We start from the raw sequence: 16,067 nt of genomic DNA, 5'->3' as shown, positions 1-16,067 counted from the left end.
GAATGCAGCCCCGAGAGGGGCTGCCGCAGAGATCCGACACCATGAAGATGCCACTGAACCGCCGCCAGTTTTTCCGTGACAGTGCCGCTGCCTGCGGCAGTGCCATGGTGCTGGGCAGCGGCCTGGGTGTGCTGGCCAGCCAGCAAAGCCAGGCGCTGCCGGCTCAGGCCTTGCGCCCGCCCGGCGCACTGGCCGAGGCGGCATTTCAGCAGGCTTGTGTACGTTGTGGCCTGTGTGTGCGGGATTGCCCGTACGACACACTGCATCTGGCGCGACTGGGACAGGGAGTGGGCTGGGGAACGCCATTCTTTACCGCACGCGAAACGCCTTGCGAAATGTGCGAGGACATTCCGTGCGTCAAGGCCTGCCCGACCGGCGCGCTGGATGCGGCGCTGCAAGACATCAGCAAGGCACGGATGGGTCTGGCCGTGCTGCATGACCAGGAAAACTGTCTGAATTACCTCGGTCTGCGCTGCGATGTCTGCTATCGCGTCTGCCCGGTGATAGACGAGGCGATCACGCTGGAGCGGGTGCATAACCCGCGCTCGGATCGCCACGCCATGCTGTTGCCGACCGTGCATTCCGAGCACTGCACCGGCTGCGGCAAGTGCGAGAAATCCTGTGTGCTGCCTGAGGCGGCAATACGGGTGTTTCCGCTGGCACTGGCCAAGGGCGCGGCGGCAGAGCACTACCGCAAGGGCTGGGAAGAAAAGGCCAAGGCCGGCGGCTCGCTGTTGGGTGAGTTGCCGCCGGTTGAGGCCAACCTTCCCGCGCCGGAGGCCAAGCCATGATGCCGCGTTATCTCTACCTGCGTCGTGCCAGCCAGTTGCTGATTCTGGGGCTGTTCCTGTTCGGCCCGCTGGCTGGTGTGTGGTGGGTGAAAGGAACGTTGGCCGCCAGCATGAGTTTTGGCGTGCTGCCGCTGACCGACCCGCTGGTGTTGCTGCAAAGCCTGCTGGCCGGGCATCAGCCGCAGCAGCAGGCCTGGCTGGGTGCGCTCATCGTGTTGCTGTTTTATCTGCTGGTTGGCGGGCGGGTGTTTTGCAGCTGGGTGTGCCCGGTGAATCTGCTGACTGATCTGGCCGGCTGGTGCCGGCAAAAGCTCGGTGTGCGCAACCAGATGCAGGGCAATCGCCAGACGCGCTACTGGCTGCTGGCGGTCGTGCTGCTGTTGGCGGCTTTCAGCGGCAGCGTGGTGTGGGAATGGGTGAATCCGGTGACGGGCCTGCAGCGTGGTTTGCTGTTCGGCATGGGGCTGGGCTGGCTGTTGGCACTGGCAGTCTTTGCCTATGACCTGTTGGTGTTGGGGCGTGGCTGGTGCGGGCACTGGTGTCCGGTGGGCGCATTTTACGGCCTGATCGGGCGGCTGTCGCTGCTGCGGGTGTCTGCAGCACGGCGCAAGGCTTGTGATGACTGCATGGATTGCTTCCGCGTCTGCCCCGAGCCACAGGTAATCCGCCCGGCGCTGAAGGGCGAGGGCAGCCCGCTGATTCTGGCCGGTGAATGCACTAATTGTGGCCGTTGTCTGGATGTCTGCGACGAAAAGGTATTCCGCTTTACACATCGATTTGATCGGCGCGCCGATTGAATGAATTTGAGGAGATTTATATGAAAAAGCTGGCCTGTATTCTGGGTATGGTTCTGGCCGTCGGCCTGGGTGGCGTCAGCAGTGCAGTAGCCGCCGAAACCGTGCAGTCTTTGCGCGGTAGCGAGGCAGTAAAAGGGGATACGCCGTCCGAGAACTACCGTTACGAGCGCGATCGTACAGCGCAGCAACGCCAGTTCGTGCAGCAGCCGCCGTTGATCCCGCATAGCACCAAGGGCTATGCGATCAACAAGAACTTCAACAAGTGCATGGATTGCCACGGCTGGAGTCGTGCGGCCGACAGTGGCGCGCCACGGGTATCGGTCACGCACTTCAAGACCCGTGAGGGCAAGGAGCTGACCAATATCTCGCCGCGCCGTTATTTCTGCACCCAGTGTCACGTACCGCAGACCGATGCCAAGCCGCTGGTGGACAACACCTTCAAGCCGGCTGACGGCCTGGTCAAATAAGGAGGCAGCATGAACTGGATCAAGCAGAAATGGCAGCAGCTGCGCGCTGTCAGGCTGGGTTTCTGGGGGCTGGTCGGCATGTTCGGTCTGGGCATCCTGTTCTGGGGTGGCTTCAATACCGCGCTGGAAATGACCAATACCGAGAAATTCTGCCTGTCGTGTCACGAAATGGCTGACAACGTGTTCCCCGAGTATCAGGAAACCGTGCACTACACCAACCGCTCCGGCGTGCGGGCGACTTGCCCGGACTGCCACGTACCGCACGAGTGGGGCCCGAAGATGATCCGCAAGATCCAGGCTTCGCGCGAGGTGTGGGGCAAGCTGACCGGCACGATCGACACCCGCGAGAAGTTCGAGGAAAAGCGTGTGCATCTGGCGCAGAACGAGTGGAAGCGCATGAAGGCCAACAACTCGCAGGAGTGCCGCAACTGTCACAACTACGAGTACTTTGACTACATGGAGCAGAACCGCCGCTCGGCCAATGCTCACCAGAAGGGCCTGAGCGAAGGCATGACCTGCATCGACTGTCACAAGGGTATTGCCCACCACTTGCCGAATGTCGAGCAGCACGTCGGTGTAACGACCGGCGAGAGCGTGCCGCAATCGGTGATGCACCCGCAAAAGGCGGCGGCCAACCCTGGTGCCAAGCCGGAAGCCAGTGAAGGCGGAGAGGATACCGCGGGTATCGAGTAAGGGCTGAGCACCAGGCCTGTGGCTGCGGCTGCTGTCGCAACGCAGGCTAGGTGTGCAAAACTGTCTGAGCAATCGGCAGCGGCGACAGGCAATGTCCCGCTGCCGGCAACCGGTCAGCAGCCAAAAGCGGCTGAGCTAGCGACTATGGCATACCTTCGGGTATGCCTTTTTTTCTTTTTCAGGCATAGGGTTACCTCAAAAGAGGTAGCCGCAAATCCCCACTTGCGGCCAACGTGCAAAAGATAAACTTCCAGCATTCCAATAGCTGGCGAATTCATCGTGCTGCAAGTCCAGGGTCTCGCTGCCAGTCGTGGCGGGCGTCAATTATTCAGTGATCTGGCTTTTACTCTCGAGGCAGGGGAATGCCTGCATCTGGCCGGTGCCAATGGCGCCGGCAAAACCACCTTGCTGAAGATGTTGGCCGCACTGACGCCCTTGGCGGCGGGCGAGGTGCGCTGGTGCGGACAGAGCCTGAGCGAGCTGGGCGATGACTATGGCCGCCACTGCCAGTATCAGGGGCATCGCGATGCGTTGAAAGACACGCTGTCACCGCTGGAAAACCTGCAGGTCCACGCGCGCCTGCATGGCGTCGCATTGGGCGAAGCCCTTGCCATGCACGCACTGCAACGCGCCGGCCTGGCGTTATTTGCTGATGTGCCGGTGCGGCAGTTGTCGCAAGGACAAAAACGCCGTGCCGCGCTGGCGCGGCTGTTGGCGATGCCGGGCAAGCTGTGGCTGCTGGACGAGCCGCTGGTGGCGCTGGATGTGGCCGCGCAAGCCGAATTCGGCAGCTGGCTGGCCGAGCATCTGGCCGACGGCGGCATGGTGGTGCTGACTTCGCATCAGGCACTGCCCGACACCCTGCATGGCGTGCGGCAGTTGCTGCTGGGGGCCGCATGAGCACCTGGCATTTCTTCCTTCATATGGTTGGCCGCGACCTGTTGCTGGCGTGGCGTCAGCGCGGGGATGTGCTGGTCGGCCTGATGTTCTTCGTGCTGGTGGCGACCCTGTTTCCGCTGGCGGTCAGCCCCGATCCGCAATGGCTGCAGAAAATCGGCCCCGGCGTGTTGTGGGTGGCCGCCTTGCTGGCAAATCTCTTGGCGCTGCCGCGGCTGTTTCAGGCCGACTGGCTGGATGGCTCGCTGGAACAGCTCCTGCTCGCGCCACAGCCGGACAGCCTGATGGTGGCCGGCAAGCTGCTGGCGCACTGGCTGGGTAACAGCCTGCCGCTGGCTTTGGCCGCGCCCGTGCTGGCGATTCAGTACGGCCTGCCGGCCGAACAATGTTTGATGCTGGTGCTGAGCCTGCTGCTGGGCACGCCGGTAATTACCTGTCTGGGCGGTATCGGCGCAGCGCTGACACTGGGCCTGCGCCAGGGCGAGATCCTGCTGGCCTTGCTGGTGTTGCCACTGCTGGCGCCGGTGCTGATTTTCGGCAGTGGGGCAGTCAGCGCACTGGCGGCGGCACAAAGCGGCGCTGCCGAATTATGGCTGTTGGCCGCGATGAGCGTGGCCGCGATGTTTTTCTCTCCATGGTTGGCCGCAAAAGCCTTGCGGCTGGCGATTGTCTGATCGGGTCTTCTCATGACTACACCGCTTACTGTTGATGCCGATGCTGGCCGTGGCTGGCGCTGGTTTCACTACGCCGCGCCCAGCACTTTTTATCCGCTGGCTGGCCGGCTGATTCCCGTTTGTTACCTGTTGGCCGCCGCGTTTGCATTGGCCGGCTTGTGGATAGGCATGGCGCTGGCGCCGGCCGATGCGCAGCAGGGCGAGGGCTATCGCATCATTTACCTGCATGTGCCGGCCAGCTGGCTGGCGATGCTGATTTATGTGGCCATGGCGTTCTGGTCGGTCATCCATCTGGTGTGGAAGACACGCTTGTCGGCGGTGATGGCGCAAGCACTGGCACCGACCGGTGCGTGGATGGCACTGCTGTCGCTGCTGACCGGCGCGCTGTGGGGCAAACCGATGTGGGGCACCTGGTGGGTGTGGGATGCGCGGCTGACCTCGATGCTGCTGCTGTTCTTTCTGTATCTCGGTTTTATCGCACTGACGCGCAGCATCGAAGACCACGACAGGGCCGATCAGGCCGGCTCGCTGCTGGCGATTGTCGGCGTGTTCAATGTGCCGGTGATTTATTTCTCGGTGTACTGGTGGAATACCCTGCACCAGGGCGCATCGGTGTCCAGCAAGGGCAGCAGCATGGCCGCCATCATGCTGACGGCGATGCTGCTGATGACGGTGGCTGCCTGGCTGTACGCGATTGCCACCACCCTGCAAAGGGCAAGAATGTTGATCTTGCAGCGCGAAGCGCATACCCGCTGGGTGCAGACCCTGCCGGAGTTGGCCGCCATCGCTGCACAAAGGAAGTGAAATGGTCTGGACTAGCTGGCAACAGTTTTTCGCCATGGGTGGCCATGGCGTGTATGTGTGGTGGTCGTTCGGGCTGACCTTGCTGGTCATCCTGCTCGAGCTTGGCCTGCTGGGCCGCGCGCGCAAGGCGGTGTTGGCTGCGATCGTGCGCAAGCAGCAATTGGCTGCCTTGCAGGTGGAGGGCAACAAGTCATGACGCCACGCCGCAAACGTTTGTTATGGGTGGCCGGTGCCTTGCTGACATTGGGCATCGTGACCTTTTTCGTGGTGAATGCCTTTCGCGAGAACCTGGTGTTTTTCTACAGCCCGACCCAGGTGATGGCGGGCGAGGCGCCGCAGGGGCGTGCCTTCCGCATTGGCGGCATGGTGGCCGAGCAATCACTGCAGCGCGAGGCCGACGGCATCAGCATGCGCTTTGCCGTAACCGATACCGACAAGACCATTGCCGTGGCCTACAAGGGCCTGTTGCCTGACCTGTTCAAGGAAGGCAAGGGCGTGGTGGCGCAGGGCAGCTGGGATGGCAAGGTGTTTACCGCCACCGAGGTGCTGGCCAAGCACGATGAAAACTATATGCCGCCGGAGGCGCAACAAGCCGTGAATGATGCACATCGCAAGGCCGCAGAGAAGAGGGCGCAACAACCATGATTGGTGAAATCGGCCTGTTCTGTCTGATTCTTTCGCTGCTGATTGCCGGCGTGCTGGCACTGGCTGGCCTGTATGGTGGCCAGCGCAGCCAGCCGCTGCTGATGCAGCTGACCCGCCCGGCCGCCGTGCTGCAATGGCTGCTGCTGACTGGCAGCATCGGCCTCCTGGCCGTGGCCTTCGTGCAGGATGACTTCTCGCTGATGTATGTGGCCAAGCAGTCCAACCGCCTGTTGCCGGTCGAGTACAAGTTGGCCGCAGTCTGGGGCGGGCATGAAGGCTCGCTGCTGTTGTGGCTGTGGATGCTCGGTGGCTGGACGGCCGCCGTCGCCTTGCTCGGACGCAGCCTGCCGCAGCAGGTGCGTGCGCTGGTGCTGGGCGTGCTCGGCTTTGTGTCTATCGGTCTGCATCTGTTTACCCTGCTGACTTCCAGCCCCTTTGCCCGTCTGTTGCCGGCCGCAATGGAAGGAAAGGATCTCAACCCGCTGTTGCAAGACCCGGGGCTGATCTTCCACCCGCCCTTGCTGTATATGGGCTACGTCGGTTTTTCGGTAGCGTTTGCCTTCGCCATTGCCGCGCTCTTGACCGGCCGGCTGGATGCCGCCTGGGCGCGCTGGAGCCGGCCGTGGACGGCGGCGGCCTGGGTGTCGCTGACACTGGGCATCATGCTGGGTAGCGCCTGGGCCTACTACGAGCTGGGCTGGGGCGGCTGGTGGTTCTGGGACCCGGTCGAGAATGCGTCCTTCATGCCGTGGCTGGCCGGTACTGCACTGATCCACTCGCTGGCCGTGGCCGAAAAACGCAATGCTTTCAAGCACTGGACCGTGCTGCTGGCGATTGCGACGTTCTCGCTGTCTCTGCTCGGCACCTTCCTCGTGCGCTCGGGCGTGCTGACCTCGGTACATGCATTTGCTACCGACCCAGCGCGCGGCAGCTTCATTCTGGTGTTCCTGCTGATCGTGATCGGCTCCTCGCTGGCACTGTACGCCTGGCGTGCGCCGGCGATGGAAGGCGGTGGCCGTTTTGCCTGGTGTTCGCGCGAGACCTTGCTGCTGCTGAATAATGTGCTGTTTACCGTCGCCTGCGCCACGGTGATGCTGGGTACGCTGTATCCGCTGCTGATCGATGCGCTGGGCATGGGCAAGCTGTCGGTCGGCCCGCCGTACTTCAATAGTGTGTTCGTGCCGCTGATGCTGCCGATGCTGCTGCTGACCGGTCTGGCCGGCACCGTGCGCTGGAAGCAGCACGCACCGCGCGCGATGCTGATGGCGATACGTTGGCCGCTGCTGCTGGCCATCGTGATCGGCGGTCTGGCACCGCTGTTATGGAGTGCACAATGGCGCTGGGGTGTGGCACTGGCGCTGGGTGTGGCCAGCTGGATCACGCTGACCGCACTGCAGGACTGGCTGAGCCGCGTCGGCCACAGCATCAAGGGTGGCTGTGCGTGGTGGCGTGCGCCGTTCGCGCAGCCGGCTTCGTTCAGCGGCATGCATCTGGCGCATATCGGTCTGGCGGTGTTTGTCGCCGGTGTGACCGTGGTGTCGGCTTACGAACGCGAAGACGATGTGCGCATGAGCCGTGGCGACAGTCTGCAAGTCGCTGCCTACAGCGTGCGCTTTGACGGTGTCAGCCCCGAACGTGCCAGTAACTATGCCGCGCTAAAGGGCAGCCTGCTGCTGAGCCGCGACGGCAAGGCCGTGTCGATACTGCATCCGGAAAAGCGCCAGTATTTCTCCAGCCAGATGCCGATGACCGAGGCAGCCATCCATCACACTGCGTTTTACGATGTGTATGTGTCGCTGGGCGAACCGCTGGGTGACAACCCATTCAGTGGCGACTGGATCATCCGCGCACATTACAAGCCGCTGGTCGGCTGGATCTGGTATGGCTGCATCCTGATGGCGCTGGGCGGCCTGCTGGCCTTGTCCGACCGTCGCTATCGCCTGTCACGCAAAGGGGCTGCCACATGAAACGCTATCTGCCGCTGATGATTTTTCTGGCGCTGGCGGTGCTGCTGGGCATCGGCCTGACGCTGAATCCGCGCGATTTGCCGTCACCGCTGATCGGCAAGCCGGCACCACTCTTCACGCTGGACAGGCTGGATGCGCAGGGCCAGCTGGCGGCCAGCACGCTGCGCGGCCAATCCTGGGTGCTGAATGTGTGGGCGTCGTGGTGCGGTGCCTGCATTGCCGAGCATCCGGTGTTGCAACGCTGGCAGAACAAGATCGGCGCGCCAATGGTAGGCCTCGCCTACAAGGACAAGGATGATGATGCCAAACGCTGGCTGGCCGAACGCGGCAATCCTTACAGCCAGGTGATTGCCGATCGTGACGGTCGGGTCGGCATCGACTTTGGCGTCTACGGCGTGCCCGAGACCTTCGTGATCGACGGCGCCGGCATCATTCGCGCCAAACACACCGGGCCGGTCAGCGACAAGGTGTTTGTCGAAGTCATCATGCCGGCCTTGCAGGCGGCCAGAAGCGGGGGGCAATGATGCGCAAGTCTCTTTACACCACCGTGGCACTGCTGATGTTGGCCGCAAGCAGTGCGAGTTTTGCCACCACCGCACCGGCCAGCAGCGAGCCGGCGGTCGAGGCGCGGCTGCATGTGCTGTCGGGCGAGCTACGTTGCCTGGTTTGCCAGAACGAAAGCCTTGCCAGCTCGCGTGCGCCACTGGCGGAAGACTTGCGACGAGAAGTGCGCGAGCAGATCCGCAGCGGCAAGAACGATAATGAAATCATCAGTTACCTGACCGACCGCTACGGCGACTTTGTCACCTATCGCCCGCCGTGGCAGGGCCGTACGCTGCTCTTGTGGCTGGGCCCCTTGCTGCTGTTTGCGCTGGCCGTGCTGCTGTTTGCCCGCAATTTGCGCCGCCGTCGTGAAGCGAGCCCCGTGCCCGTGGTGGATGCTGCCGAGCTGGCGCGGCTGAAGCAGGAATTTGACGAGAACAAACCATGAGTACTTTTGCCCTGATATGCGCGACCGTGCTGCTTGCCAGCCTGCTTGTGCTGTTTTACCCGTGCTGGCGGCCGCAAGCCTCGCAGCGTGACGAATTGCGCCGCGCCCGTTTTCGTCTGCACGATAGCGTGCTGGCCGAGCTGCGTGCGGACCTCGCCGCTGGTCGGCTGGATGAAACGGCCTACAAGGAAAGCGTGGCCGAGGCGGAAAGCCGGCTGCTGACCGAGGTTGGCCGCGAGGCCGTGGTCGATGCCGCGCCGGTGACGTCACGACTCTGGCTGGTGGCGATCGGTGTGCTGTTGCCGCTGTTGGCCGGCCTGCTGTATCTGCAGCTGGGCAAGCCGGCGGCACTCGATGCGGCCAACCTTGCGCCGCCGCCGCAGGCCGAGAAGGACGCCGGCCAGATCGAAGGCATGGTGAAGAGCCTCGAAGCCAAAATGGCGCTGAATCCTGACGATGCCAAGGGATGGCTGATGCTGGCGCGCAGTTATCGCACGCTGGCCCGTTACGACGAGGCGGTGGCGGCTTATGAAAAAGCCTGGCCGGTGATCAAGGATGATGCCGGCGAGATTGCGCGTTTTGCCGGTTCGCTGGCGGTGCGGGACAAGAGCTTTACCGGCCGGCCAACCCAGCTGCTGGCACGCGCACTGGAACTCAAGGCCGACGAGCCAGATGCACTGATGCTGGCCGGCAGCGCGGCAGTCGAGCGCGGCGATCGCGCTGCGGCGCTCGAGTGGTGGGGCAAGCTGCATGCGATGCTGGAGCCAGGTTCGGAAGACGAAAAATGGCTGTCCGGCGAAATGGCTGCACTCGCCAGCGAGCGCAAGGCCGCGAGTGCGGCCAACTAGTGAATCAATAAAGCCGGCGGCGTCTTGCAGGCGCCGCCGCGTTTCCTTTCTCTGTTCATCTTTGTGCGACATGGCCGTCATCGCTTGCCGGCGTCACTCGCGATCTTCTTCATTGCATGCAGGACTCAGAGTCATGCTGCGCTCTGGCGTATTGCCGTGCTATCCCGCTTATGGACGGCGAATGTCGCGCTTGTGCGATCCGGGTTTGCTGCTTGCGCAGCAATCTATCGAAATGCCAGATGGCTTTCAGTGCGCATTTATCAAAGCGCCGCAAAGTGCCAGCGCAGGGTTTACTCGGGGCGAAAAGCTGCTTAAGGTGTCGGCCTTTTATGCGCAGGTCATTGCTTGTTTGTGGTGATCTGATGCGCTCGCGTGAGTGCTTTCGGCAGAGGGCATCGCAGCTGGCTATCTTGTAATGAGGCTGCCTTCACTCCTTATTTACCCCGTGCGCGGTTTATGCCGCCGCACCTGATGACGACCGACAAGATGACCGACCCCAAGCAGAAGCTCGCCTTGCTCGGCGAGACTGATCATTGGCAGCCACCCATGCTGCGTTATCAGCATTTGCAGCCGTTTTCCGGCCCCGATGCCATCGCGGCGGATGACGAGATAGATGCTTTCTTGCTGGCTGGCCGCACGGCTGATGAACAATTGGCGCTTGCGCGGCAGTTGCGCAGCCATGCTCACTTTGCCTGTCATCCGCTTTATCTGGTGCAGCGCGATGCGCCAACGGGCGAGCTGGCCTTGCTGTGCGACGGTTTGTGGCTGGCACCGGACGAGATGGCGCGGCAGATCGACAGCTGGCAGCAGCGCCGCTCCCTGTTTACCCTGCAGCACCCCGATGCCGCGATGCAATTGCTGCTGGGCTGGTTGTGGACGCGCGAGGAGGGGCGTTTGCTGCCGCTGCGCGATTGGCAGCGTCCCGACATGCATTTCTTCCCCTTGCTGGAATGTCTGGCCGGCAATGCCGATGCCGCGCGGCTGTTGCTGCAGCAAGCTCTTGGCATGGGGCTGATCGAGCTCGGCAATCTGCACGACCGCCTGCGCAGCTGCCCGACTTGCGCCAGCACCCATCTCAATTACATTGATCTGTGCCCGGCCTGTCATGGTCATGATATCCAGCAGGAAAACGCGATTCATTGCTTCAACTGCGGCCATGTCGCGCCGCAGAGCCGTTTTCGCCAGCATGGCCTGCTGTCCTGCCCGAACTGCCAGACCCGGCTGCGACATATCGGCAGCGACTACGACCGGCCGATGGAAAACTACCAGTGCCGCAGTTGCAGCGAGCTGTTTATCGAGTCTGAAGTACGCGCACGCTGCGTGGCCTGTGGCAGCGAACATGCACCGGAGGAGTTGCGCACGCTGGCAGTCAGCGATTATGTGCTGAGCGAGCGCGGCCGCCAGCTGTGCCGGCATGGAGATGTGTTGGGAGCGGTGCAGGCCTTTCATCTGGTGGGCGGTCTGGTTTCGCCCGAGCTGTTCCGCTTCAATCTGGCCTGGCTGGACAGGCTTTGCGCGCGTTATCCCGAACAGCCTTACTCTTTGCTGGCCTTTCGGCTGGGCAATGTGCCGGGCTTGATCGAGCGGCACGGTTACCAGGCCACCATGTTGCAGCTGGAGCGACTACAGCAAAGCCTGCAATCGCAGATCCGTACGACTGACCTCACCACCTTGCTGGGTGAAGAACTTTACCTTTTGCTGTTGCCGAATACGCCGGCCGACGGGGTCGAGCGGCTCAAGCAGAAAATCAACGCGGTGATGCAGCAGGGGGCCGAGCACGGCAAGGCGCTGGCGCTGTTGATGTACAGCTACAGCAGCACACCTGGCCGTCATCAGCAGCAGGATACCGAGGCACTGATCGATGCGCTGTGCAATGAGGTGTCACCGTGATCACTGCGGATCTTGCCGGTTTTGCCTTTGCCGTCAGCCAGGCTTTTGTCGGGCTGTGGCAGATGCTGCTGCAAGATCCGCTGCGGGTGAATGTGTTGTTGTTCCCGATGTTGCTGCTGCTGGAGCTGCCGTATTACCTGACGGTGCTGGCCGGGCTGATGCGGCATGTGCTGCGTCGCCGGCTGCAGCGGCAGCCACGTTGGCCGCACCAGCCACGGGTGACCTGCCTGATTACCTGCTACAGCGAGGGCGAGGCAGTGGCGCTGACCCTGCATACACTATGCGAACAGGACTATGCCGGCCCGCTCGACATCATCGCGATGGTGGATGGCGCGATCCAGAACCGGCCAACCGCCGAGGCCGTGCGTCGTTTTATCCGCACGCATGGCAAACATTACCCGCACCGCCACATCACGCTGCTGCCCAAATGGCAGCGCGGCGGCCGCGTGTCCTCGCTGAATGCCGGTCTGTCGCTGGCACGTGGCGAGATCGTGATGGCGCTGGATGGCGATACCTCGTTTGACAACGATATGGTCAGCAAGGTGGTGCGCCATTTTGTCGATCCGAAAGTCGCCGCCGTCTCGGGCACGCTGATGGCGCGCAATGCGGCCACCAGCACGGTGGCGCATCTGCAGGGCCTCGAATACCGGCTGTCGCTGCTGATGGCCAAGACTGGCCTTGGCGAACTGGATGTGCTGAACAATATTTCGGGAGCATTTGGCGTATTCCGTACCAGTGTGTTGCGCCAGATCGGCGCGTGGAATACCGGCACTGCCGAAGACCTTGACCTCACCCTGCGGCTGAAACAATATGTGCGCCGCTATGGTCTGCGCATCGTGTTCGAGCCTTATGCGGTGGGGCACACCGATGTGCCGCATACCTGGCGGATGTTTTTCCTGCAGCGCCTGCGCTGGGATGGCGATCTGGCCTACCTCTATCTGCGCAAGCACCACCACGCTTTTTCGCCGCGCCTCACCGGCTGGCGGCATTTCATCGCGTTGTTGTGGAGCGGCCTTGCGTTCCAGATTGTCGCGCCGTTCACCATCCTGTTTTATCTGGTGTGGCTGGCCTTCGTGCTGCCTGCGGCCAACTATGTCGCGCTGCAGTTGCTGGTGTTCTGCTATTACCTGCTGATTGCTGGGTTCAATTATCTGGCCTATCTCGCCGTATGCAGCCGCGAGCCATGGCGCGAGCTCAAAGACTTGCTGTGGCTGCCGGTTTTCACGCTCTACATGATGGCCTCGCGACTATGGAGTTGCGTCGCCATCCTCAACGAAATGCTGCGGCGCGGCCACGAAGAATCGGCCATGGCCCCGTGGTGGGTACTGAAAAGGACAACGCGACATTGAGAGCTGCCCTGATTTTTCTCAGCTTGTTGCTGAGCGCGACGACAGTCGGCGCAGCCACCACGCTGGCCGAGCTGGAACGAGCGCTGCAGCAAGGCGGCAGCGCCAGCCTCTTGGCCAGCGAGGCACAGAAAGCGGCCGCCGGCCAGCTGCAACAGGCCACCGCGCAGGCCGGCTGGCAGGTATATGGCACGGCCACGCCGCGTTATGGCCGTGAAGGCGAGGGAGGCGCATCGGCTGGTGTCGAGGCCGGTGTCGGCTTGAGCCGCCAGCTGCTGGGCGGTGAAGAGCAGCAACAGCGCGAGATTGCCAATGCCCGTTTGCGTGGCGAGCTGGCCGGCTTTGCTGCCGCCGAAAGTACGCGCGCGGCGCTGCTGCAGCTGCGGCTGGCTTATGTTGACGCCTTGTATGCCGGCCAGCTGCAACAGCTGGTGCAGGCTTTTCTTGAGCGGCAGGAGTCGGCGCGTGCGCTGTTGGCCGCACGCCGGCAGCAAGGGCTGCTGTTGCCGTCGGATGAGCAGACTTACCTTGCCGGCATGGCCGAGGCGCGCTTGCAACTGCAGCAGGCCGCTAGCCGTGGCCAGTTTGCCTTGCAGCAGCTGCGCCAGCTTAGCGGCCTGGCGGTAGACGAAGCCGCACCACAGGCACTGCGTGCCGTGGTGGCCAGTGATGACAAGCTGGCCATCGAAGGTTTGCCACTGGTGCAGCAAAGCTGGCGGCAGTGGCAGTTTTTGCAGCAACAGCCAGCCAGCCGCTGGGATGGTGTACAGGCCAGCATCGGCATCGGGCTGGGGCAAAAACTCGACAGCCGTGGCCGTGCCTACGGCAACAGCAATCTGCTGGCCAATCTCGGCATCAGCATGCCGCTGTCGCTGGAGGAATACCGCCGTGGCGGCCGCGCCAGTCGTGAGGCCGAGCTGGAAAGCGCACGCCTCAGTTACGAGCAGAGCCGGCTGCAGTGGCTGGGCAATCGTCAGCAGCAACAGGCCCAGCTCAGTGCGATCCGGCTGGAAAGCCGCAGCGTGCAGGATTATCTGCAGGCCTTGCAGCAGAGCCTGCACGAACGCCAGCTGCGCGCCGAACGCTTGCCCGGCGATACCGTCGAGCAATGGTTGGCCGCACGTTACCGTTATTACCGTCAAAGCCTGACTGCGCTGAATGGCTGGCAGCAAGAGCAGGCCGCACTGGCCAGGCTGGCAGCCTTGGGTGATGGCGTGGTAGCCAGTGAGTCTTTGCCGCTGCATGACTGGCTCGCGCCACTGACACGCGAGCTGAGTACGGGTGTCGGTCGTAGCGGAATATCGGCGTCGAAGGACAGCCCGGCCCTGCCAGCCGCCGCGCCGGCCAGGCCTGTCGCAAGCACGGTCACACCGCTGGTAGCGCAGACACGGCAGCTGAGTGTCGGCAGCTATGTGTGGGATAGTCGTGCGGCGCTGCGACGGCCGGCCGAGGCGGTTGCCGAATGGCAGCGCTATGATCTCGATCGTGTGCTGATCGGTCTGGACGCGCGGCAGTTGGCCGCGGCCAACCTTGTCAGCGAAATGACCCGGCTACTTGATCTGGCACACCGCAAAGGCATTGCCGTCGAACTGTTGTTGGGCGACGCCAGCTGGATAGCGCCGGCCGGCCGCGACAAATTGCGCCGCTTGTTGCAAGGCGTGGCGCAGCTGCCGATGGACGGCCTGAGCCTGGATCTCGAAATCGAACAGCTGCCGGACTGGCAGGCAAGACAGACCCGGCTGCTGCAAGACTGGCTGGCGACGCTGACGATGGCCAGTCAGACCGTGCGCTGGCCGTTGGCGGCCACCTTTCACCATCGCCATCTGGCGATGCCGGCACTGGGGCGCCAGCTGCGCGAAGCAGGTGTGGCGCGTGCCGACATCATGCTGTTCAGCACCAGCCAGGACACCGTGCGTCTTGGCGTTGGCCGCGCGCTCGCTGCACTGGATAGTCTGCCGTTCAGCCTGGTGCAGAGTGTCGAGAAAACCCTGTCACCTCAAGAAAGCCACTATCGCCACGGACTGGCCAGCCTGCAAGGTATTGCCGGCGTGCTGGTGGCCAGTGGCGGCCAGCGCCTGTTGATCCAGGACTGGGCGACATTACGGACCTTGTCTCCATGAAAATACGCTTTAACCCGCCACGCCAGCACCCCAGCGAAGACCAGGGCCTGACTGTCAGTTACGCCCCGGCCAAGCGTCAGGCTTATCGCCTGCGCTGGTATCTGATCCTGCTGCTGGTGGCCAGCCCCTTGCTGTATGTGTTGTGGAGCGCCGGCTGGATGTTTTGGCAGCAGGATGCGCCCGGCTATGTCGAGTTGCCGGTGTATACGCTCAATAGCCCGCAAAGCGGCGTGATCGAGCAATTGCAAGTGAGTAATGGCAGCCAGGTCAAGGCCGGCAGCGTGCTGTTGAGCATCCGCAACCCCGAGCGTGATACGCGTATCCGCTTGTTGCAGCAGCAGATCAGCCAGCTGCAACAGACGCTGCCGCCTGCGGCCAACCCTGTGCCACGGGCGACGGTGGATCCGGCCTATGTGCGTTATCTGCAGCAGTCGCTGGCTGACTATCAGGCGCTGTTCAAGGCGGGGGCAGCAACGCGTGCCGAATTGAACGAGGCGATGGCGCGATTGGCGGCGGTGCGCGAAGCGCCGGCACCACCGGCGGCACCGGTGGTGAAGCCGGATACGCGCGGCCTGCAAACCGAGCTGGATGCCTTGCTGGCACAGCAACAGGGCCGTGTGCTGCTGGCACCGCTGGCAGGGCAGGTCAGCCAGTTGCAACACTTGCCCGGCATGGCCGTGCGCGAGGGCGAGCCGCTGTTGCAGCTGCAGCAAAGCGGGCATATGCAGATTGTTGCGTTATTGCCGGAGCGTCTGGCCAGTCTCGCCAACGCCGGTCAGGCGGTAGAGGTGCACTGGCCGGATCAGCGTCGCAGCCGGGCGGTGATCCGCGACAATATCCGGCTCAGCGAGGCCATCCCGACAACGCTCAGCCAGTTTGGCGATGCGCAGCAGGGCATTGTGGTGCGGGTCGAATTGCTGGATACGCCGCCAGCGCACTATATGGTGCGGCAATTGCGGGTGAAGGTGGTGTTGCCACGGCAATTGCGCTGGCCGTGGCAGGATTGAGCGTGCGCCTTGCCTGCGCAAATTGCGATGGGATGTTTTGCCAATATCGTCACAGCTGAACAGGTGGCTTGTCATGCCATTGGTTTGAGGCGTGGTGAAATTGCATCTAAAGCCGCTTTTTAAAGTGATT

The 16,067-nt window shown here is 62.8% G+C and carries 18 protein-coding genes; all 18 read left to right on the top strand.

The genetic code is table 11. The features are described from left to right. The first annotated feature begins 41 nt into the window (after positions 1 to 41). Positions 42 to 791, top strand: coding sequence for a ferredoxin-type protein NapG (gene napG / locus ACZ9W6_RS00550; RefSeq protein WP_465189099.1), 750 nt, complete (start codon positions 42 to 44; stop codon positions 789 to 791). Continuing rightward, positions 788 to 1,588 (top strand): quinol dehydrogenase ferredoxin subunit NapH, encoded by an 801-nt coding sequence (gene napH / locus ACZ9W6_RS00545; RefSeq protein ID WP_465189098.1) that lies wholly within the window; start codon positions 788 to 790, stop codon positions 1,586 to 1,588. The genes napG and napH overlap by 4 nt, the downstream gene beginning before the upstream one ends. Positions 1,589 to 1,608: 20 nt before the next feature. After that, positions 1,609 to 2,055 carry a nitrate reductase cytochrome c-type subunit gene (locus ACZ9W6_RS00540; RefSeq protein ID WP_465189097.1) on the top strand — a complete coding sequence of 149 codons (447 nt, stop codon included), beginning with the start codon at positions 1,609 to 1,611 and terminating at the stop codon, positions 2,053 to 2,055. 9 nt (positions 2,056 to 2,064) lie between these two features. After that, entirely contained in the window at positions 2,065 to 2,748 is a 684-nt protein-coding gene (locus ACZ9W6_RS00535; RefSeq protein ID WP_465189096.1) for a NapC/NirT family cytochrome c, read from the top strand. Positions 2,749 to 3,027: 279 nt separating this feature from the next. After that, complete coding sequence (gene ccmA / locus ACZ9W6_RS00530; RefSeq protein ID WP_465189095.1) at positions 3,028 to 3,648, top strand: cytochrome c biogenesis heme-transporting ATPase CcmA; 621 nt, start codon at positions 3,028 to 3,030, stop codon at positions 3,646 to 3,648. After that, positions 3,645 to 4,319, top strand: a complete 675-nt coding sequence (gene ccmB / locus ACZ9W6_RS00525) for a heme exporter protein CcmB (RefSeq protein ID WP_465189094.1) — start codon at positions 3,645 to 3,647, stop codon at positions 4,317 to 4,319. The genes ccmA and ccmB overlap by 4 nt, the downstream gene beginning before the upstream one ends. 12 nt (positions 4,320 to 4,331) lie before the next feature. Beyond that, the gene (gene ccmC, locus ACZ9W6_RS00520) at positions 4,332 to 5,123 is read left to right on the top strand and encodes a heme ABC transporter permease CcmC (RefSeq protein ID WP_465189093.1); all 792 of its coding nucleotides are present in this window, start codon (positions 4,332 to 4,334) and stop codon (positions 5,121 to 5,123) included. 1 nt (position 5,124) lies between these two features. Continuing rightward, positions 5,125 to 5,319: a heme exporter protein CcmD gene (gene ccmD / locus ACZ9W6_RS00515; RefSeq protein ID WP_465189092.1), complete on the top strand. Its 195-nt coding sequence runs from the start codon at positions 5,125 to 5,127 to the stop codon at positions 5,317 to 5,319. After that, the gene (gene ccmE / locus ACZ9W6_RS00510; protein WP_465189090.1) at positions 5,316 to 5,768 is read left to right on the top strand and encodes a cytochrome c maturation protein CcmE; all 453 of its coding nucleotides are present in this window, start codon (positions 5,316 to 5,318) and stop codon (positions 5,766 to 5,768) included. The genes ccmD and ccmE overlap by 4 nt, the downstream gene beginning before the upstream one ends. Then, entirely contained in the window at positions 5,765 to 7,735 is a 1,971-nt protein-coding gene (locus ACZ9W6_RS00505; protein WP_465189089.1) for a heme lyase CcmF/NrfE family subunit, read from the top strand. Before ccmE ends, ACZ9W6_RS00505 begins: the two co-directional genes overlap by 4 nt. Further along, complete coding sequence (locus ACZ9W6_RS00500; RefSeq protein ID WP_465189088.1) at positions 7,732 to 8,259, top strand: DsbE family thiol:disulfide interchange protein; 528 nt, start codon at positions 7,732 to 7,734, stop codon at positions 8,257 to 8,259. Before ACZ9W6_RS00505 ends, ACZ9W6_RS00500 begins: the two co-directional genes overlap by 4 nt. Next, positions 8,256 to 8,726, top strand: a complete 471-nt coding sequence (locus ACZ9W6_RS00495; protein WP_465189087.1) for a cytochrome c-type biogenesis protein — start codon at positions 8,256 to 8,258, stop codon at positions 8,724 to 8,726. The genes ACZ9W6_RS00500 and ACZ9W6_RS00495 overlap by 4 nt, the downstream gene beginning before the upstream one ends. Continuing rightward, complete coding sequence (gene ccmI / locus ACZ9W6_RS00490; protein ID WP_465189086.1) at positions 8,723 to 9,574, top strand: c-type cytochrome biogenesis protein CcmI; 852 nt, start codon at positions 8,723 to 8,725, stop codon at positions 9,572 to 9,574. Before ACZ9W6_RS00495 ends, ccmI begins: the two co-directional genes overlap by 4 nt. Positions 9,575 to 9,707: 133 nt before the next feature. Continuing rightward, entirely contained in the window at positions 9,708 to 9,932 is a 225-nt protein-coding gene (locus ACZ9W6_RS00485; protein WP_465189085.1) for a hypothetical protein, read from the top strand. Between the two features lie 98 nt (positions 9,933 to 10,030). Next, complete coding sequence (locus ACZ9W6_RS00480; protein ID WP_465189084.1) at positions 10,031 to 11,464, top strand: TackOD1 domain-containing metal-binding protein; 1,434 nt, start codon at positions 10,031 to 10,033, stop codon at positions 11,462 to 11,464. Then, positions 11,461 to 12,813, top strand: a complete 1,353-nt coding sequence (locus tag ACZ9W6_RS00475) for a glycosyltransferase family 2 protein (protein WP_465189083.1) — start codon at positions 11,461 to 11,463, stop codon at positions 12,811 to 12,813. The genes ACZ9W6_RS00480 and ACZ9W6_RS00475 overlap by 4 nt, the downstream gene beginning before the upstream one ends. Next, entirely contained in the window at positions 12,810 to 14,930 is a 2,121-nt protein-coding gene (locus tag ACZ9W6_RS00470; protein WP_465189082.1) for a hypothetical protein, read from the top strand. Before ACZ9W6_RS00475 ends, ACZ9W6_RS00470 begins: the two co-directional genes overlap by 4 nt. Further along, entirely contained in the window at positions 14,927 to 15,937 is a 1,011-nt protein-coding gene (locus tag ACZ9W6_RS00465) for an HlyD family secretion protein (RefSeq protein ID WP_465189081.1), read from the top strand. Before ACZ9W6_RS00470 ends, ACZ9W6_RS00465 begins: the two co-directional genes overlap by 4 nt. Positions 15,938 to 16,067 lie beyond the last annotated feature (130 nt).

It is taken from the genome of Vogesella lacus (genome assembly GCF_979366295.1).
Note: the sequence above shows the minus strand (reverse complement) of the source record. Positions and strands in the feature narration are given on the sequence as shown.